Consider the following 17,908-nt stretch of genomic DNA (forward strand, 5'->3'; position numbering starts at 1 on the left):
TCAGCCGTTGACCTGGAAGCCCTGCTGGTTGCCATAGGTGACCAGTGCGTCCTGCCAGGACTTCAGTCCGGCGTTCAGGTCGGACTTCGACTGGTATGCCTTGCCCACGGTGTCGCCGTAGATGCTGTTGGCGTACAGCTCGTAGGGCAGGTAGCTCCAGCCCTTCACCACGTTGCCGGCCGCAGCGGTCAGCACCTGGTTGATCTTCTGGCCACCGAAGTACGCACTGGCCTTGTCCACGAACGCCGTGTCCTTGAGGTCCGCAGTGGTCGCCGGGAAGCCACCACTGGCGAGGAACGGCTTCACGCCCTCGTCGTGGTTCAGCCACCGCACGAATGCCGCCGCCAGCGCCGGGTTCTTGCTCTGCTTCAGCACGGACTCGGTGCTACCGCCGTTCTCCGCGGTCGCCGGCTGGCCGTCGTACGTCGGCATCGGGGCGACCCGCCACTTGCCGGCGCCGGCCTTGACCGAGGCCTCCATCACGCCGGGCATCCACGCCCCGGTCGGCAGCGTCGCGATGGTGCCGTCGCCGAGCGCCTTGAACCATTCGTCGGTCCAGCCCGGGATCTGCGACACCAGACCGCCCTCGACGAGCTGGTTCCAGGTGCCGGTCCACTTCTTCGAGCCGTCGTCGGCCAGGTTGATGCTGACGTTCTTGCCGTCGGTCTTGAACGGCTGGCCGCCTGCCTGCCAGATCATGCTGGTGGTGAAACCGGCGTCACCGGAGTCGTTGGTGATGTACGCCTTGGGGTTCGCAGCGTGCAGCTTCTTCGCAGCTGCGACGTACTCGTCCCAGGTCTTCGGCACGGCGATGCCGTACTTGTCGAAGACCTCCTTGTTGTAGAACAGCGCCATCGGCCCGGAGTCCTGCGGCAGCCCGAACAGGCCGCTGCCCGCGTGCACGGCCGCCCAGGTGGAAGCGGTGTACGCGGACTCGTACTGGCTGAAGCCGTACTGTCTCAGGTCGACCAGCGAACCGGGCAGTGCGAACTGGGGGAGCGCCTGGTACTCGATCTGGGCCACGTCCGGCGCGCCGGAGCCGGCCTTGATCGCGTTCTGCAGCTTGGTGTAGTGGTCGTTGCCGGTCCCGGCGTTGACGTAGTTGACCTTGACGTTCGGGTACTGCTTCATGAACGCGTCGACCTGTGCCTGCGCGGACGGCGTCCAGCTCCAGTACGTGATCTCGCCGCCGGCCTTGAGCGCGGCGTCGACCGCGTCGGCCGAGCCGCTGGTTGTGCCGCCGCCGGCGTTGTCGTTCGACGACCCGCCGCCGCAGGCCGCCACCGCCGCCAGGGCGATGACCGCGGCCCCGGCAACCACCAGCTGCCGGATGCCCCACCGATGTGCCTTCATCTTGTTGCCTTTCACTTGACCGAGCCTGCGGACAGGCCGGACTGCCAGAACCGCTGGAGTAGAAGGAAGGCGATCACCAGAGGAACGATGGTCAGCAACGACCCCGTGATCACCAGGTTGTAGATGGGGCGGGCCCCGACGCCGGTCGCTTGGTTGCTCCACTGGGTGAGGCCGACCGTGAGCGGGTAGAGGTTGGGTTTGCTGAGCATGATCAGCGGCAGGAAGTAGTTGTTCCAGGTCGACACCACTGCGAACAGCAGCGTCGTGACGATGCCCGGGGCAAGCAGTCGCAGCGCCACGGTGAAGAACGTCCGTACTTCGCCGGCGCCGTCGATCCGCGCCGCCTCGAGCAGCTCGGGAGGTACGGCGTCGGTCGCGTAGACCCACATCAGGTACAGCCCGAACGGGCTGACCAGCGACGGGATGATGATCGCCCACACGGTGTTCGTCAGCCCGAGGTTCGAGAACATCAGGAACGTCGGTACGGCGAGCGCCGTACCCGGGACCGCGACCGCTCCGAGCAGTACGGCGAAGACCGCGCGCCGGCCGGCGAACTTGTACTTCGCCAAGCCGTAGCCCGCCGCCGTCGCGAGTAGCGTCGCGCCGCCCGCGCCGACGACGACGTACAGAACGGTGTTGCCGAGCCAGCGCAGGAAGATGCCGTCGTTGTAGGTCAGCGTGTCCTTGATGTTGCTGAAGAACGCGAAGCTCTTGCCGAACCACAGGCCCGGCGTCGACAGCAGGTCGTCCTGGGTCTTCGTTGCACTCAGCAACAACCAGAGCAGCGGGACGAGCGTGTAGATCAGGTACAGCACCATCGCGCCGGTCAGCAACCTTGAGCGCTTCGGCCGCAGGGGAGAAGAAAGGACACTCACAAGGACTCCCGGGATCCGCGCAGCTGGACGACGTACGCGATGATCGCGGTGATGACGCCCATCACGATCGCGATCGTGGCCGAGTAGTTGAACTGCTGGCCGGCGAAGGACAGGTTGTAGGCGTACATGTTCGGCGTGTAGTACGTCGTGATCACGTTCGGCGCGAGCGTGCGCAGGATGTTCGGCTCGTTGAACAGCTGGAAGCTGCCGATGATCGAGAAGATCGTCGCGATCACGATCGCCCCGCGCAGCGCCGGCAGCTTGACCGCGCGGATGGTCCGGAATGTGCCGGCCCCGTCGATCGCCGCCGCCTCGTACAGCTCACCGGGCACCGTGCGCAGCGCCGAGTAGAAGATCAGCATGTTGTAGCCGACGAATTCCCAGGTGACGATGTTGGCGATCGACGGCAGCATCCAGCTCGCGCTGAGCGGCTGGATCGCGGTCGTGCCGAACAGGTCGTTGAGGTTCGCGGCCAGCCCGAAGTTGTCGCCGTAGATGTAGCCCCACATCAGCACCGCGACGACGCCCGGTACGGCGTACGGCAGGAAGATCACGATCCGGAAGAACCCGGCCGCGTGCAGCCGGGCGCTGTCGATCGCGAGCGCGGCGAGCAGGGCCAGGATGAGCATGATCGGCACCTGGACCACCAGGAACGCCGCCACCCGGCCGAACGCCTCCCAGAACTTCGGGTCCTGCAGCGCTTCGGTGTAGTTGTCGATCCCGACGAACACCTTGCCGCCGAAGAAGGCCTGGTTGCGGTAGAGGCTGAGATAGATCGCGTACCCGATCGGGGCCAGGAACGTCAGCGCGAACACCGCCAGGAACGGGCCGACGAAGATCCAGCCCTTGCCGTCCTGCGCCGCGCGCCGCCGTTTCCGGCCGGCCGCGGACACCGGCCGTACTTGCCCGGCCGACTCGTGAGCCATGGACTCCGCCATGTCCGTCGACCTCCTTTCGCCCTCACGACGCCGCCGCCCGCGCTGCGACGCGCGGATGTTGACGTCAACATCGACGCGGCGACGGTAACGTGTTTACGTCAACATGTCTACACTGCGGACACAACCGAGGAGGCGGGATGTCAGCGGAGGAATCACTGGGGAAGCGGCGGCGGGGTCCGTCGATGGCTGACGTAGCCCGGCTGGCCGGCGTCTCCGGGCAGACTGTCTCGCGGGTCGCGAACGATCGGCACAACGTCGACGCGGAGACCCGCGACCGGGTCCGGGCCGCGATGAACCAGCTCGGCTACCGGCCGAACAGTGCGGCCCGCGCGTTGCGGAACGGCGAGTACCGCAGCATCGGCGTGATCGTCTTCGAGCTGCACAGCTTCGGTACGACGCGCACGCTCGACGCGATCGCCACCGCGGCCACGATCCGCGGGTACTCGATCAACCTCGTCCCTGTCCTCGACGTCACCCAGAGCGCGGTGACGAACGCGTTCGGCCGGCTGGGGGAGCAGGCGGTCGATGGCGTGATCATCCTGATCGAGGCGCACACGCTCGACGCGGCCGGCGTACGGCTGCCGGAGGGACTGTCGGTCGTGGTCGTCGACTCGAGCGCGCACTACGACTACCCGATCGTCGACACCGACCAGCGGCAGGGGGCGCGGCTCGCGACGGAGCATCTGCTCGACCTCGGGCACAAGACGGTGTGGCATCTCGGCGGTCCGCCGACCTCGTTCGCGGCGGACCGGCGCCGGCGGTCGTGGGAGCAGACGCTGATCGATCACGGGCGCGAGGTACCGCCGGTGTTCGACGGGGACTGGTCGGCGACGTCCGGGTACGAGGCGGGCTGCCGGCTCGCTGCGGACGATCAGGTGACGGCGGTCTTCGTCGCCAACGACCAGATGGCGCTGGGTCTGCTGCGCGCGCTGTACGAGCGGGGGCTTTCGGTGCCGGACGACGTCAGCGTGGTCGGCTTCGACGACATGGAAGAGGCGGCTCATTTCTGGCCGCCTCTGACCACCGTCCGTCAGACCTTCACCGAGGTCGGCCGGCAGAGCGTCGACGCGCTGATCGCCGAGATCCACTCCGGCGAGCACCACAACGCCCCGGTCGCCGTCCCGACCGAACTCGTCATCCGCAAAAGCACCGCCGCCCCCCGTTCCGTTTGATCAAGCGGGGAGCGGCGCTGCAAGCACGGCGCGCATCAACGCGGCCGTCTCGGAGGGAGTCTTGCCGACGCGTACGCCGGCCGCCTCGAGGGCTTCTTGCTTGGCGGCTGCCGTGCCGGAGGAGCCGGAGACGATCGCGCCGGCGTGGCCCATCGTCTTGCCCTCCGGCGCGGTGAAGCCCGCGACGTAGCCGACGACCGGCTTGGTCACGTTCTCCTTGATGAACGCGGCCGCCCGCTCCTCGGCGTCGCCGCCGATCTCACCGATCATCACGATCGCGTCGGTGTCCGGGTCGTCCTGGAACGCCTGCAGCGCATCGATGTGCGTGGTCCCGATGATCGGGTCGCCGCCGATACCGATCGCCGACGAGAACCCGAAGTCCCGCAGCTCGTACATCATCTGGTAGGTCAACGTGCCCGACTTGCTGACCAGGCCGATCCGTCCGGGTCCCGCGATGTCCGCGGGAATGATCCCGGCGTTCGCGCGCCCCGGGCTGATGATCCCCGGGCAGTTCGGGCCGATGACCCGTGTCCCGTTCGCCTGCGCGTGCGCGAAGAACGCCGCCGTGTCCTGCACCGGCACGCCCTCGGTGATCACCACGACCAGTGGTACGCCGGCGTCGACCGCCTCGATCACCGCGCCTTTGGTGAAGCGCGGTGGCACGAACACCACCGACACGTCCGCGTCCGTCGCCTTCACCGCGTCGGCACACGATCCGTACACCGGGATCGACCGCTTCGCGAAGTCGATCGACAGGCCGCCCTTGCCCGGTGTCACGCCGCCGACGATGTCGGTGCCGGCGGCAAGCATCCGGCTGGTGTGCTTCTGTCCCTCGGACCCGGTCATGCCTTGTACGACGACCCGGCTCTTCTCGGTCAGGAAGATCGCCATCTCTAGTTTCCCTTCTGCGCGGCGAGCTCGGCTGCCCGCGCCGCCGCGCCGTCCATCGTGTCCACCACGGTCACCAGCGGATGGTTGGCCTTGGCAAGGATCTTGCGACCCTCGTCGACGTTGTTGCCGTCCAGTCGCACAACCAGTGGTTTGTCGGCCTGCTTGCCGAGCAGCTCGAGCGCCTGCACGATGCCGTTCGAGACAGCGTCGCACGCGGTGATCCCGCCGAACACGTTCACGAACACGCTGCGGACCTGCGGGTCGGACAGGATGATCCCCAGTCCGTTCGCCATCACCTCGGCCGAAGCGCCGCCGCCGATGTCGAGAAAGTTCGCCGGCTTCACGCCGTACTGCGAACCCGCGTACGCGACCACGTCGAGCGTGGACATGACCAGCCCGGCGCCGTTCCCGATGATGCCGACCGAGCCGTCGAGCTTGACATAGTTCAGGCCCTTCTCGACCGCCGCGGCCTCCAGTGGGTCCGCTGACGCGTGGTCCTCGAACGCGGAATGATCCGCGTGCCGGTACGCCGCGTTGTCGTCGAGAGTCACCTTGCCGTCGAGTGCTTCGAGCGAACCGTCGCCCAGCTTCACCAGCGGGTTCACCTCGACCAGAGACGCGTCCTCGGCGACGAACACGTCCCACAACTTCCGTACGACGTCCCGCGCGCCGACCGGGAACCCGGCGGCCGCGACGATCTCCGCCGCCTTCGCGTCGTCGACACCGACCGCCGGATCGATCGGCACCTTCGCGATCGCGTCCGGGTTCGTGTGCGCGACCTCCTCGATCTCCACGCCGCCGTCGGTACTCGCGATGCACAGGTACTCGCGGTTGGCGCGGTCGACCAGAAAAGAGAAGTAGTACTCGTCGGCGATGTCCGCGGCGGGGGCGAGCAGCACGCGGTGCACGGTGTGCCCCTTGATGTCCATCCCGAGGATCTCGCCCGCTCTCGCCACGGCCTCGTCGGGCGTCGCGGCGAGTTTCACGCCGCCGGCCTTGCCGCGGCCGCCGGTCTTCACCTGCGCCTTCACCACCACCCGGCCGCCGAGTTCTCTGGCCGCGTCCGCCGCCGCGGCCGGATCCTCGATCACCCGGCCGAGCGTCACCGGGACGCCGTGCCGGGCGAAGAGTTCCTTGGCTTGGTACTCCATCAGGTCCACGTCGCCTCCTCAGTATGTGCGGACGACTGTATGCGGTATGCAATCTGGTCACAAGAGCGAGGTCGCAACACCCCAGGTCTGGACAGCCACGGTGTCGGGGGAGTACCACAGACTTCATACGGTATGCAGTAGTCAGGAGGCGAGATGGATCACGTGACGCCCCACGATGTGCGTGATGTCTACGGCCGGCGGTACCGGATCGGGGAGGATGCCCGTGAGCTGACCGGGCACTCCAGGCGCTGGCAACTCTGGGCGGCCTGGGCCTGCATGGTCGCGATCAGTCCGCTGCAATATTCGTTCGGCACCGCCGCGCTCGGCCTCGACCGCGGCTGGGGTGCGACGCAAACCCTGTGGTTGCTGGCGATCTTCGTTGCCTGCCAGGCGCTGGTCGCGATCCCCGCCGCCTGGATCCAGCGGGTACGCCGGGCCACGCCGACGCAACTCGTCGTCCTCGGCGGTGTGCTGGCCGCGACCGGTCTTGCGACCCTTGCCCACGCGCACAGCTACGTCGCGGCGATCGTCGGCTACGCGCTCGTCGGAGGTATCGGTGCAGGCCTGGTGTACTCCGCCTGCATCACCACGTCGGCACGCTGGTTCCCGGATCGACGTACTGCGACGATCGGGTTCGTGACCGGTGGCTTCGCCGTCGGCGCCGTACCGAGTATCGCGCTGCTGGCGATCTTCGAGTCGAGTCAACGAGCCGTCTTCGATGTGACCGCCCTGGTCGCACTGCTGATCGTGCTCGTCGCCGGCGGTCTGTTGAAGGATCCGCCCAGGTACTGGTGGCCCGCAAACCTCGACGCCCAGGCCTGGGCGGTCGATCGGAAACTGAACCGCAGCATCCCGAACAATGCGCCCGCCGTCCGGCACTACCGCCCCGCAGAGGCGATGAGGACCGGCGCGCTGCCGTTGATGTGGTTGCTCTTGGCAATCAGTACTGCGTTGTCGCTGCTCGGCATCGCGTTCGTTGCCAGCTACGCGGTGACGGCCGACTTCGGGCTCGCGATCGCGGCTGCCGCTGCCGGAATGCTTGCTGCCGTCAACGGTCTCGGGCGCTCGTCGGCAGGTCATCTGTCGGACCGGTTCGGCCGCAGGAGAGTGCTGGCCGCCGTACTGATGATCGAAGGCTTCGCGCACGTCGGCCTGGTGGTTGCCGGCAGCGGCTGGGCGTTCGTGATCTGCGCGATGTTCGCCGGCCTGGGTGGTGGCGCGTTCTACGCGATCATGGCCAACCTCGTCCTCGAGTTCTTCGGCGAGAACAGCCTCCTGCAGAACCAAGCGATCCTGTACTCCGCGAAGGCCATCGGTGGCCTGATCGGCATCGGCGCCGCTGCATCGTTGATCGCGGCCGTCGGCTACCGTCCGCTGTTCCTCGGTGCGGGCCTGCTCGGCGTGCTGACCGCGTTGAGTGTGCGCCTGCTGAAACAACCAGGGCGGCCCGCACTGTCGGTCCGGCAGCACCTCGGTACGCCGGTGGCGGGCGAGTGAACGGATACGGAGTGGCCCATCGGCCGGACCCGTGTTTGATGGAACTTGTCTCTCGCCTGGCGCGAGAGCCTTGGACCGATCGTCCGGCGTGCGTACACCCGGTGTTGAGTGCGGTGGCGCGCGCGGTCCACGACCACAGCAGTTCCGCCGGACGTCGAGAGCTGTTGCCGCTCGCGCCGCTGTTCCTCGATACCGCGCGGCCCGGTTTCGAGCCGTCCGCCCGGCTGGTCGCGCTCTGTGTCTCGACCGCGCTGGCCGGCGGCGAGATCACGGGGGACGAACGGCGAAGGCTGGCGGCCGCCCATCGAACCGCACTTCACCTACTGGGCTCGGAGGAACACCCGGCCGGGGCGGCCCGTTGGTGGTTGCCGGTTCTGGGTCAACGGAGTGAGGCCTTCTACCGGACCTTCGTCGCAACGGAACACGCGGCCGAAGCGGTGGCGGTCGCCGCGAGAACGGCGAACGACGTACGACTCAGGAGTCTGCTGAAGTTGTGCCTAGGGGCTCAGCCCAGACCTTCGTGCTCTGCCTCGGCCCAGAAGTCCGGGTCGTAGTCGCCGTCGGGGATCACCACGAGCTCGCCCCGGTGCGGCGCGCGGACCTGCTGCTCGAGCCGGCGCAGGTCCGCCGTACAGCGCTCGAGATCGTCCATCAACCGCAGTACGTCGAGATGCGGGCCGATCCGATTCCTCAACGCCATAAGGGATTTCTCCAGGGCGAGGAGGGCGGCACGGGTCCGTTCGAGTTCCTCGGAAATGGTCATCTCGGCCTCCTCGACGCGAACTCTGGACAACCGCCACCGCGTGGGATAAGACTACGACTACACCATACGGTATGCAATCTACATTCAAGCCGACGAACGAAGCTCGGCCCCTTCCGAGGAGAGGACTGCAGATGGCGCAGACAGTGTCGGAGACCCAGCCCGTCGCCGAAGTGAAGGAGCCGGAGACCATCTCAGGTGGTCACCTGGTCGCCAAGGCGCTGAAGGCCGAGGGGATCGACGTGATCTTCACGCTCTGCGGCGGTCACATCATCGACATCTACGACGGCTGCGTGGACGAGGGCATCGCCGTGGTCGACGTCCGGCACGAGCAGGTCGCCGCGCACGCCGCGGACGGATATGCACGCGTGACAGGTAAGCCCGGGTGCGCGGTCGTCACCGCCGGCCCGGGGACGACGGACGCGGTCACCGGTGTCGCGAACGCGTTCCGCGCCGAGAGCCCGATGCTGCTGATCGGCGGCCAGGGCGCACTCAACCAGCACAAGATGGGGTCCCTGCAGGACCTGCCGCACGTCGACATGATGACGCCGATCACCAAGTTCGCCGCGACCGTGCCGCACACCGCGCGCGCCGCCGACATGGTGTCGATGGCGTTCCGCGAGTGCTACAACGGCGCGCCCGGCCCGTCCTTCCTGGAGATCCCGCGCGACATCCTGGACAACTCGGTCCCGGTGGAGTCCGCGACGGTGCCCGAGGCCGGCCACTACCGCGCGTCGACGAAGAGCATCGGCGATCCGGCGAGCATCGAGGCGCTGGCCGATCTGCTGGTGCGGGCCGAGAAGCCCGTCGTACTGCTCGGCACCCAGGTGTGGACCGCCCGCGGCAGCGACGCGGCGACCGAGTTCGTGCGGACCCTCGACGTACCGGCCTTCATGAACGGCGCCGCCCGCGGCACCCTGCCGCCCGGCGACCCGCACCACTTCCACTTGTCCCGTCGGTACGGGTTCAACAACGCCGACCTGATCCTGATCGTCGGCACGCCGTTCGACTTCCGGATGGGGTACGGGCGCCGGCTGCCGAAGGGCGCGACCGTCGTACAGATCGACATGGACTACCGCACCGTCGGCAAGAACCGCGACATCGACCTCGGCCTGGTCGGCGACCCGGGCGCGATCCTGTCCGCGGTCACCCAGGCGGCGTCGGGCCGGCTGCACAAGACCGACCGCAAGGCCTGGTTCGCGGAGCTCCGCGCGGAGGAGGACGCGGCGTACCAGAAGCGGCTGCCGCGCCAGCTGTCCGACGCGAACCCGATCCACCCGCTGCGGCTCGCGCACGAGATCAACGAGTTCCTCACCGAGGACTCGATCTACATCGGCGACGGCGGCGACATCGTCACGTTCTCCGGCGGCGTCGTCCAGCCCAAGTCGCCGGGCCACTGGATGGACCCGGGTCCGCTCGGCACGCTCGGCGTCGGCATCCCGTTCGTGCTCGCGGCGAAGTACGCGCGACCGGACAAGGAGGTCGTCGCGCTGTTCGGCGACGGCGCTTTCTCATTGACCGGTTGGGACTTCGAGACGCTGGTGCGCTTCAACCTTCCGTTCGTCGGTGTCGTCGGCAACAACTCCTCGATGAACCAGATCCGCTACGGCCAGGAAGCGAAGTACGGCCATGACCGCGGCCGGATCGGCAACACCCTCGGTGACGTCAAGTACGACGAGTTCGCCCGGATGCTCGGCGGGTACGGCGAAGAGGTCCGCGACCCCAAGGGCATCGGGCCGGCCATGCAGCGCGCCCGCGAGTCGGGGCTGCCGTCGCTGATCAACGTCTGGGTCGACCCAGACGCCTACGCGCCCGGAACCATGAACCAGACCATGTACAAGTAAGGGGACCCAGCATGACGAAGGCCCTCGAAGGTGTCCGCGTCCTCGACATGACCCACGTGCAGTCCGGACCGTCCTGCACCCAGATCCTCGCCTGGCTCGGCGCCGACGTGATCAAGCTCGAGGCACCGACCGGCGACATCACCCGCCAGCAGCTGCGCGACCTCCCGGACGTCGACAGCCTCTACTTCACGATGCTCAACTGCAACAAGCGCAGCATCACGCTGAACATGAAGTCGGACCGGGGCAAGGAGATCTTCACCGACCTGGTGAAGAACTCCGACATCCTGGTGGAGAACTTCGCGCCGGGCGCGATCGACCGGATGGGCTTCACCTGGGAGCGGCTCCAGGAGCTGAACCCCGGCCTGATCTTCGCCTCGATCAAGGGCTTCGGCCCGGGCCGCTACGAGAACTTCAAGGCGTACGAGGTGGTTGCCCAGGCGATGGGCGGCGCGATGAGTACGACGGGGTTCGAGGAGGGACCGCCGACTGCGACCGGTGCACAGATCGGCGACTCCGGCACCGGCATCCACCTGGTCGCCGGCATCCTCGCCGCTCTGTTCCAGCGGACCCACACCGGCAAGGGCCAACGAGTGACCGTGGCCATGCAGGAGGCCGTGCTCAACCTGACCCGGGTGAAGCTGCGTGACCAGCAGCGGCTCACGCACGGACCGCTGAAGGAGTACCCGAACGACAACTTCGGCGACGAGGTGCCGCGCTCGGGGAACGCCTCCGGCGGCGGACAGCCCGGCTGGGCGGTCCGGACCGCGCCGGGTGGGCCGAACGACTACATCTACGTGATCGTCCAGCCGCCGGGCTGGGCGCCGATCGCCAACCTGATCGGCAAGCCCGAGCTGGCCGAGGACCCCGACTGGGCGACGCCGGCCGCGCGGCTGGACAAGCTCGACAAGATGTTCGCGCTGATCGAGCAGTGGACCGAGCAGCACACGAAGTTCGAGGTGATGGACAAGCTCAACGCGCTGAACGTGCCGTGCGGGCCGATCATGTCCACCGCCGAGCTGATCGCGGACGAGACGCTGGCCGACCTCGGCGCCGTGGTCGAGGTCGAGCACCCGCAGCGCGGCATGTTCAAGACCGTCGGCTGCCCGATCAAGCTGTCCGACTCGCCGGTCGAGGTACAGACCTCGCCCGGACTCGGCGAGCACAACTCCGCCATCTACGGCGCGCTCGGCATCGACACCGCCGAGCTCTCCGAACTCAAGGCCGCCGGCGTCATCTGACAAGGGAGATCTCTGTAATGACCCCCGTAATGACCTATGACAAGGCAGCAGTCCGGACCATCCTCGACCAGGCTCTGGCGGACGGCCGTACCTCGCTGAGCGCGCCCGAGGCCAAGCAGGTCGCCGACGCGTACGGCATCCCGACACCGGGCGAGGGACTGGCCACGACTGCCGAGGGAGCCGCCGGTCTCGCCGCCGAGATCGGGTTCCCCGTCGTCCTGAAGATCGTCTCGCCGGACATCCTGCACAAGACCGAGGCCGGCGGCGTGGTCGTCGGCGTGGCCAGCGCGGACGCGGCGCGAGAGGCGTTCGACAAGATCCTCGCCAATGCGCGCGCCTACAAGGCGGACGCGGCGATCACCGGCGTCCAGGTGCAGAAGATGCTGGTCACCGGCGGTGACGTGCAGGAGGTCATCGTCGGCGCGGTCACCGACCCGACGTTCGGCAAGGTGGTCGCGTTCGGGCTGGGCGGCGTACTCGTCGAGGTGCTCAAGGACGTCACGTTCCGGCTCGCTCCGCTGGCCGCCGACGAGGCGCGGGCGATGGTCGACGGGATCGACGCCCACGAGATGCTCGAAGGGGTCCGCGGGGCCAGGCCGGTCGACAAGGACGCCGTGGCGGACCTGATCAAGCGGCTGTCGGACCTGGTCACGGACTTCCCGCAGTTCGCCGAGGTCGACCTGAACCCGGTCCTGGCCGGGCCGGACGGCGCTACCGCGGTGGACTTCCGGATCATCGTGGACGCCGAGGCCGGCCAGCCGGTGGAGCGGTTCAGCCAGGAGGAGATCCTGACCGCGATGACCCGGATCATGCGGCCGCGCGCGGTGGCCGTGATCGGGGCGTCCAACGAGGACGGCAAGATCGGCAACTCGGTGATGAAGAACCTGGTCAACGGCGGGTACGCCGGGGACATCTACCCGATCAACCCGAAGGGCGGCGAGGTCCTCGGGCTGAAGGCGTTCCCGTCGATCCTCGACGTACCGGGCGACGTGGATGTCGCGGTGTTCGCCGTACCGGCCAAGTTCGTCGCCGGGGCGCTCGAGCAGTGCGGGCAGAAGGGGGTCGCGGGCGCGATCCTGATCCCGTCCGGGTTCGCCGAGACCGGCGAGCAGGAGCTCCAGGACGAGGTCGTCGCGATCGCCCGTGAACACAATGTCCGAATCCTGGGACCGAACATCTACGGCTACTACTATCTGCCCGAGAGTCTGTGCGCGACCTTCTGCACGCCGTACGACGTCCGCGGGTCCGTTGCCCTGTCGTCGCAATCGGGTGGCATCGGCATGGCCATCCTCGGTTTCAGCCGGTCCAGCCGGATGGGCGTCTCCGCGATCGTTGGGGTAGGCAACAAGGCCGACATCGACGAGGATGACCTCCTGACCTTCTTCGAGAGCGATGACAACACCAACCTGATCGCCATGCATCTTGAGGACTTGAAGGACGGCCGGGCGTTCGCCGAGACGGCGGCCCGGGTGTCCAGGAAGAAGCCGGTCGTCGTGCTGAAGGCCGGCCGGACGTCCATGGGTGCGCGGGCGGCCAGCTCGCACACCGGCGCCCTGGCCGGCGACGACAAGGTGTACGACGACATCCTGCGGCAGAGCGGGGTGGTGCGGGCGCCGGGGCTGAACGAGATGCTCCAGTACGCCCGCGGGATCCCGCTGCTGCCGACGCCGAAGGGCGAGAACGTCGTCATCATCACCGGCGCGGGCGGCTCCGGCGTACTGCTGTCGGACGCCTGCGTCGACAACGGGCTCACGCTGATGGACATCCCGGCCGACCTGGACGCGGCGTTCCGCAAGTTCATCCCGCCGTTCGGTGCCGCCGGCAACCCGGTGGACATCACCGGTGGCGAGCCGCCGTCGACGTACCGGAACACGGTCGCGCTCGGGCTGTCCGACGAGCGCATCCACGCCTTGATCCTGGGCTACTGGCACACGATCGTGACGCCGCCGATGGTGTTCGCGAAGCTGGTCGCCGAGGTGGTCGAGGAGTTCCGGGCCAAAGGCATCGACAAGCCGGTGGTGGCCTCACTGTCCGGCGACGTCGAGGTCGAGGAAGCCAGTCAGTACCTGTTCGACCACGGTGTGGTCGCGTACCCGTACACCACCGAGACGCCGGTCCAGGTCCTCGGTGCCAAGTACCGCTGGGCCCGCAACGCCGGTCCGCTCGGCTGATTGGAGGAAATGCGCGCGCGGGGGAGGAGTTCGATCCGCTAGTTGGCGTCACTGTAAGGAGTCCGCCTTGGACGTCACGAGCAAGACCTCAGAAGTTCCCGAAGAGCCGGCCGCGGCTGCTGTGACCGAGAAGGTCTGGAAAGCGGGCAGGCTCGAACCGATGCCGATCCGGAAACTTCCGGACGCACCACCCTCGCTGCACATCCTCGGCCCGACCGTGTTCCTGGTCGCGCTCGGGGTGGGCATCGGGGAGTCGTACATGTGGCCCCGGCTCGTCCTGGTGTTCGGGCCGGATATCCGCTGGTTGTTCATGATCGGTGTCACGCTGCAGGCCTTCGTCCTGCTGGAGATGGCCCGGTACGCGATGGCGACCGGGGAGAGCATCTTCTTCGGTGCGGCCCGGATCTTCAAACCGCTGATGTGGTTCTTCTACGCGGCGGCGATTCTCATCTACATGTGGCCGGGTCACCTGTCCGCCGGCGCGGGCGCGTTCGAGGAGATCACCGGCATCCCCTGGCAGGTTTCCGCGTGCGTGGCTCTGGTGCTCGTCGGAATCCTGTTCAGCATGCTCTCGGTGATCTACAACTTCCTGGAGAAGTTACTCGGTCTGCTGATCGGCGTGCTGGTGGTCGGTACGTCGGTGATCGCGGCGATCGTCGGCAGCTGGGACGACGTGGCGAAGACCCTCGGCGGGATGTTCGCGTTCGGGTATTTCCCGCACGAGGCGATGAACTCGACCTGGTTCCCGGTCGTCGTCGGCGCCTGTGCCTTCGCCGGCCCGTCCGGGATGCAGCAGATGTGGTACACGCTGCAACTGCGGGACAGCGGTGCCGGGATGGGGGCGCACATCCCGAAGATCCGCGGTCTGCGGACCGCGGGCGAGGCGGAGTCGATGCCGTCGCGCGGGTTCATGTTCGACACCGAGGACCCGGCCGAGATGGCGAAATGGAAGGGCTGGCGCAAGTGGGTCACGTTCGACGCGATCCTGCTCTTCTGGGGTATCACGATGCTGGTCACGATCTCGTTCACCGTGCTGGCCATGTCGGCGGCCCGGCAGAACCCGGACGTGGCCCAGCTGATCGAGGGCGGTGACCGCGACGCGGCACTGAGGGCGATGTCCGACGCCTTCGCCGCGGCCGGCTCGCCGATCCTCGGGACGCTGTTCTTCGCCTTCATCGCGCTGATCGGCCTGAACGCGACCCTGGGTCTGTTCGACTCGTTCTCGCGCGGCCAGGCGGACATGACGTACTACTTCGTCCCCGGGGCGAAGCGGTTCAGCATGTCGCGGCTGTACGCCGGGTTCCTGTGGGGCGTGATCCTGTTCGGGATCCTGATCCTGCTGTTCGGGCCGGCCGACGGTCCGGCCGGGATCCTGGACACGCTGGCGTTCCTGTCGACGTTCGCGATGGGTGCGTACTGCATCGTGCTGCTGCTCACGAACAACATGCTGCTGCCGAAGAAGATCCGGCCCGGCCCGATCCGGAACGTGATCATCGGCTTCGGCGCGGTGTTCTACCTCGGCATGCTGTTCTACTGCCTCTTCCGCTTCGGCGTGGCAGTGGGCTGACGTGAGCCGGTTGAAGCAGTTGGCGGAGTTCAGCGTCCCGGCCCTGTCGGTCGGCGCCGCAGCGGGGTTGATCGCCGGAGGGCTGGCCGCGTTCGTCGGCCAGCCCGCCGGCTGGGCAGTGGTCACCGGGTTCGGTCTCGGCGTACCGCTGATGCTGTTCGGCGCCGGGTACGCCGTACTGCTTGCCCTCGGCAAGGTCCCCGCCGGGGTGTTCGCGCCGGCGGCGGTCTACTGGGTGATCGGCTTCCCGGTCTCCCTGTTCGTCCACGCGATCGTCACCGAATGGGCGGTCGCCGGTACCCCCGGCGTACCGCCCGAACCGTGGAAGTTCCTCGCCTTCCGTGCGCTGATCAGCATGGGCTTCGCGATCGGCTTCCTCTGGATGCACGAACAGCTGGGCCGCCACTGGTGGCCTCGCATCCTCGACCGCAATCCGTACGCGCGCAGAGTGGTCGAACAGTACGTCCACCTGGCCGCAGCCCTGGAGGCCCGCAAGGCCGCCACGGGCCGGGGCCGGGGCCGCACCAAACGCACCGCCTGATTTCCCTGCCGGTCGCCCGCAACCCTTCGGGGTTGCGGGCGACCGTTTTGCTGTGTGCCCGAGGCCGGTACTCGGTGATACTGTATAGTGGTACTCGGTGATACGGAGTACTGAGAGGACCGATTCGGGATGGACGACCTGACGGAGATGCTGAAGGGCACGTTGGAGGGCTGTGTGCTCGAGATCATCGGCCGCGAGGAGACCTACGGCTACGTGATCACACGGCAGCTGAACGAGCTCGGGTTCGCCGATGTCGTCGAGGGGACGGTCTACACGATCCTGATGCGGCTGGAGCGGAACGGGCTGGTGCAGGTGGCGAAACGCCCGTCCGGGATGGGGCCGCCGCGCAAGTTCTACTCGCTCAACGACGTAGGGCGCGCGGAGCTCGGGAAGTTCTGGACGAAGTGGGAGTACCTCTCGTCGCGCATCGACAAACTCAAGGAGGGTGGGAGATGAGTTTCTGGGACACCATCACCGGCAACGACCTCACCAGGGAATACAAGGCGTTCGAGGTCCGGGCCGCGGCATTGCCGGCCGACTACCGGGCCGCCTGGGAGCAGATCAAGGCCCATCTGTCGCCGTACTCCGGCTTCACGGGTCGCAACCTGATGCCGATCCTCGACGGAGCCCTGGGCCTGCTCGAGGAGACGGCGGCCGACGGGCAGAGCGTCGACGACGTACTGGGTGACGACATCGCCGGCTTCTGTGCGGCGCTGGCCGGCGGAGAAGGGGCTCGCAGCTACCGCGACCGCTGGCGCGAGCAGTTGAACCGCAACGTCGCAAGGAAACTGGGCCGGCTAGGAGGCTGACGTGGGCATCCAGGACATCATCGAAGGCAAGAAGCAGTGGCGAGCTCATCTGGCGAGGGTCAAGGCGCTCCCGCCGGATTACCAGATCGTCTACAAAGAGATCCAGAAGTACCTGTTCAAGGTCGGCCCGACCGACCTGACCGAGGGCAACCTGCTCGCCGGAATCGTCGACTTCTTCGAAGAGGGCGTCGCCGCGGGCAAGGGAGTCATCGAACTGATCGGCCCCGACGTGGCCGCCTTCTGCGACGACCTCATCAAAGACTCCCGCACGTACGCGGAGATCTACCAGGAGTCCGTCGCCAAGGAGAAGCAGTAGCCGTCGTCAGGTGGTGCGGCGACGGCGGCGGGGTGCGGCCTCCGGCTCGGGGGCCTCGGTGGGCTCTGCGCCGGACTGGAGGTCGTGGTACGCCTTGCGGGTGTGCTCGGTGTGCTCGCGCATGATCTGGGCGGCCTTGTCCTCGTCGCCTTCGCTGATCGCCTTGACCAGGCGGTTGTGTTCGCGCCAGGAGGCTGCGCCGCGGACCGGCGCGACCGGCGTGTAGTACCAGCGGACGCGACGGTCCACCTGGGCGGCGAAGTCGACCAAGAAGCGGTTGCCGGACATCTCGGTGATCAGGCTGTGCAGTTCACCGTTGGTGCGGACGGTGCCGTCGATGTCGCCGGACTCCTGGTACGCCGTACCGACCTTGCACAACTCGCGCAGCTTCGCCACGTCTTCCTTCGTGGCGTGGCGCGCGGCGAGGCGGGCGGATTCGGACTCCAGGGCCGCGCGGGCTGCCAGCAACTGGTCGACCTCGTCCTCGGCGGGGACGTGCACCATCGCGCCGAAGCCGGGGCGCAGGTCCACCCAGCCCTCGTTGTTCAGGCGCTGCAGGGCCTCGCGCACCGGTTGCCGGGACACGCCGAGCAAACCGGCCAACTCGACCTCGACCAGATGGCGGCCGCGCTCGAGGGTGCCGTCGATGATCATCTCGGTCAGGGCCTCGTACACCGATTCCCGCAACGGCGTCGGCCGCTTGACGTGCCGCACCCCGGCCGGTTCCGCACCCGCCCCTGGCCCTGCGCTGATCGTCGTCATGAGGTCCCTTCCCGAAAACAGCA

Annotated in this window: 17 protein-coding genes; 10 read left to right on the top strand and 7 right to left on the bottom strand. The window is 67.6% G+C overall.

Features of this window, described 5'->3' with window-relative positions:
* Genes ABT313_RS08260 through ABT313_RS08270 form a run of 3 tightly spaced genes read right to left on the bottom strand, consistent with a single transcriptional unit; the run spans nucleotide 1 to nucleotide 3,166 of the window.
* On the bottom strand, nucleotides 1–1,368 hold the full coding sequence (locus tag ABT313_RS08260; protein WP_350850061.1) for an ABC transporter substrate-binding protein: 1,368 nt from the start codon (nucleotides 1,366–1,368) through the stop codon (nucleotides 1–3).
* Nucleotides 1,365–2,228, bottom strand: coding sequence for a carbohydrate ABC transporter permease (locus ABT313_RS08265; protein ID WP_350850063.1), 864 nt, complete (start codon nucleotides 2,226–2,228; stop codon nucleotides 1,365–1,367). Before ABT313_RS08265 ends, ABT313_RS08260 begins: the two co-directional genes overlap by 4 nt.
* A complete protein-coding gene (locus tag ABT313_RS08270) occupies nucleotides 2,225–3,166 on the bottom strand; it encodes a carbohydrate ABC transporter permease (RefSeq protein ID WP_350850065.1) in 942 nt (313 codons plus the stop codon). Before ABT313_RS08270 ends, ABT313_RS08265 begins: the two co-directional genes overlap by 4 nt.
* Before the next feature lie 182 nt (nucleotides 3,167–3,348).
* Here ABT313_RS08270 and ABT313_RS08275 point away from each other — a divergent pair, with 182 nt between their 5' ends.
* Nucleotides 3,349–4,338: a LacI family DNA-binding transcriptional regulator gene (locus ABT313_RS08275; protein ID WP_350850067.1), complete on the top strand. Its 990-nt coding sequence runs from the start codon at nucleotides 3,349–3,351 to the stop codon at nucleotides 4,336–4,338.
* On the opposite strand, the gene sucD is transcribed toward ABT313_RS08275, so the two are convergent.
* Both sucD and sucC read right to left on the bottom strand, forming a co-directional pair.
* A complete protein-coding gene (gene sucD / locus ABT313_RS08280; RefSeq protein ID WP_350850069.1) occupies nucleotides 4,339–5,229 on the bottom strand; it encodes a succinate--CoA ligase subunit alpha in 891 nt (296 codons plus the stop codon).
* Between the two features lie 2 nt (nucleotides 5,230–5,231).
* Nucleotides 5,232–6,389 carry an ADP-forming succinate--CoA ligase subunit beta gene (gene sucC / locus ABT313_RS08285; RefSeq protein WP_350850071.1) on the bottom strand — a complete coding sequence of 386 codons (1,158 nt, stop codon included), beginning with the start codon at nucleotides 6,387–6,389 and terminating at the stop codon, nucleotides 5,232–5,234.
* Between the two features lie 144 nt (nucleotides 6,390–6,533).
* On the opposite strand from sucC, the gene ABT313_RS08290 reads away from it, so the two are divergent.
* Complete coding sequence (locus tag ABT313_RS08290) at nucleotides 6,534–7,877, top strand: OFA family MFS transporter (RefSeq protein ID WP_350850073.1); 1,344 nt, start codon at nucleotides 6,534–6,536, stop codon at nucleotides 7,875–7,877.
* Nucleotides 7,878–8,382: 505 nt separating this feature from the next.
* On the opposite strand, the gene ABT313_RS08295 is transcribed toward ABT313_RS08290, so the two are convergent.
* Complete coding sequence (locus tag ABT313_RS08295) at nucleotides 8,383–8,640, bottom strand: Rv0250c family protein (protein ID WP_350850075.1); 258 nt, start codon at nucleotides 8,638–8,640, stop codon at nucleotides 8,383–8,385.
* A 131-nt stretch (nucleotides 8,641–8,771) separates the two neighbouring features.
* Here ABT313_RS08295 and ABT313_RS08300 point away from each other — a divergent pair, with 131 nt between their 5' ends.
* From ABT313_RS08300 to ABT313_RS08335, 8 genes are all read left to right on the top strand, one after another.
* A complete protein-coding gene (locus ABT313_RS08300; protein ID WP_350850077.1) occupies nucleotides 8,772–10,481 on the top strand; it encodes a thiamine pyrophosphate-binding protein in 1,710 nt (569 codons plus the stop codon).
* Nucleotides 10,482–10,492: 11 nt separating this feature from the next.
* Nucleotides 10,493–11,719: a formyl-CoA transferase gene (frc, locus tag ABT313_RS08305; protein ID WP_350850079.1), complete on the top strand. Its 1,227-nt coding sequence runs from the start codon at nucleotides 10,493–10,495 to the stop codon at nucleotides 11,717–11,719.
* A 29-nt stretch (nucleotides 11,720–11,748) separates the two neighbouring features.
* On the top strand, nucleotides 11,749–13,890 hold the full coding sequence (locus ABT313_RS08310) for an acetate--CoA ligase family protein (protein ID WP_350850081.1): 2,142 nt from the start codon (nucleotides 11,749–11,751) through the stop codon (nucleotides 13,888–13,890).
* Nucleotides 13,891–13,957: 67 nt separating this feature from the next.
* Nucleotides 13,958–15,457, top strand: coding sequence for an Nramp family divalent metal transporter (locus tag ABT313_RS08315; RefSeq protein WP_350850083.1), 1,500 nt, complete (start codon nucleotides 13,958–13,960; stop codon nucleotides 15,455–15,457).
* 1 nt (nucleotide 15,458) lies between these two features.
* Nucleotides 15,459–15,998 (top strand): hypothetical protein, encoded by a 540-nt coding sequence (locus ABT313_RS08320; RefSeq protein ID WP_350850085.1) that lies wholly within the window; start codon nucleotides 15,459–15,461, stop codon nucleotides 15,996–15,998.
* A gap of 129 nt (nucleotides 15,999–16,127) precedes the next feature.
* Nucleotides 16,128–16,454 (top strand): PadR family transcriptional regulator, encoded by a 327-nt coding sequence (locus ABT313_RS08325; protein ID WP_350850087.1) that lies wholly within the window; start codon nucleotides 16,128–16,130, stop codon nucleotides 16,452–16,454.
* Complete coding sequence (locus tag ABT313_RS08330; protein WP_350850089.1) at nucleotides 16,451–16,807, top strand: DUF1048 domain-containing protein; 357 nt, start codon at nucleotides 16,451–16,453, stop codon at nucleotides 16,805–16,807. Before ABT313_RS08325 ends, ABT313_RS08330 begins: the two co-directional genes overlap by 4 nt.
* Nucleotide 16,808: 1 nt before the next feature.
* The gene (locus tag ABT313_RS08335; RefSeq protein ID WP_350850091.1) at nucleotides 16,809–17,123 is read left to right on the top strand and encodes a DUF1048 domain-containing protein; all 315 of its coding nucleotides are present in this window, start codon (nucleotides 16,809–16,811) and stop codon (nucleotides 17,121–17,123) included.
* 6 nt (nucleotides 17,124–17,129) lie between these two features.
* Here the strand turns inward: ABT313_RS08335 and ABT313_RS08340 are convergent, their stop codons facing one another.
* On the bottom strand, nucleotides 17,130–17,885 hold the full coding sequence (locus tag ABT313_RS08340; protein ID WP_350850093.1) for a GntR family transcriptional regulator: 756 nt from the start codon (nucleotides 17,883–17,885) through the stop codon (nucleotides 17,130–17,132).
* Nucleotides 17,886–17,908 lie beyond the last annotated feature (23 nt).

Origin of the sequence: Kribbella sp. NPDC000426, assembly GCF_040300265.1 — a bacterium.
Lineage (GTDB): Bacteria > Actinomycetota > Actinomycetes > Propionibacteriales > Kribbellaceae > Kribbella.

Coding starts and splice junctions, on each gene's coding strand:
- ABT313_RS08290 (WP_350850073.1), top strand. CDS start 6,534: ATGGATCACGTGACGCCCCACGATGTGCGTGATGTCTACGGCCGGCGG.
- ABT313_RS08310 (WP_350850081.1), top strand. CDS start 11,749: ATGACCTATGACAAGGCAGCAGTCCGGACCATCCTCGACCAGGCTCTG.
- ABT313_RS08340 (WP_350850093.1), bottom strand. CDS start 17,885: ATGACGACGATCAGCGCAGGGCCAGGGGCGGGTGCGGAACCGGCCGGG.
- ABT313_RS08300 (WP_350850077.1), top strand. CDS start 8,772: ATGGCGCAGACAGTGTCGGAGACCCAGCCCGTCGCCGAAGTGAAGGAG.
- ABT313_RS08330 (WP_350850089.1), top strand. CDS start 16,451: ATGAGTTTCTGGGACACCATCACCGGCAACGACCTCACCAGGGAATAC.
- frc (WP_350850079.1), top strand. CDS start 10,493: ATGACGAAGGCCCTCGAAGGTGTCCGCGTCCTCGACATGACCCACGTG.
- ABT313_RS08325 (WP_350850087.1), top strand. CDS start 16,128: ATGGACGACCTGACGGAGATGCTGAAGGGCACGTTGGAGGGCTGTGTG.
- sucD (WP_350850069.1), bottom strand. CDS start 5,229: ATGGCGATCTTCCTGACCGAGAAGAGCCGGGTCGTCGTACAAGGCATG.
- ABT313_RS08270 (WP_350850065.1), bottom strand. CDS start 3,166: ATGGCGGAGTCCATGGCTCACGAGTCGGCCGGGCAAGTACGGCCGGTG.
- ABT313_RS08295 (WP_350850075.1), bottom strand. CDS start 8,640: ATGACCATTTCCGAGGAACTCGAACGGACCCGTGCCGCCCTCCTCGCC.
- ABT313_RS08275 (WP_350850067.1), top strand. CDS start 3,349: ATGGCTGACGTAGCCCGGCTGGCCGGCGTCTCCGGGCAGACTGTCTCG.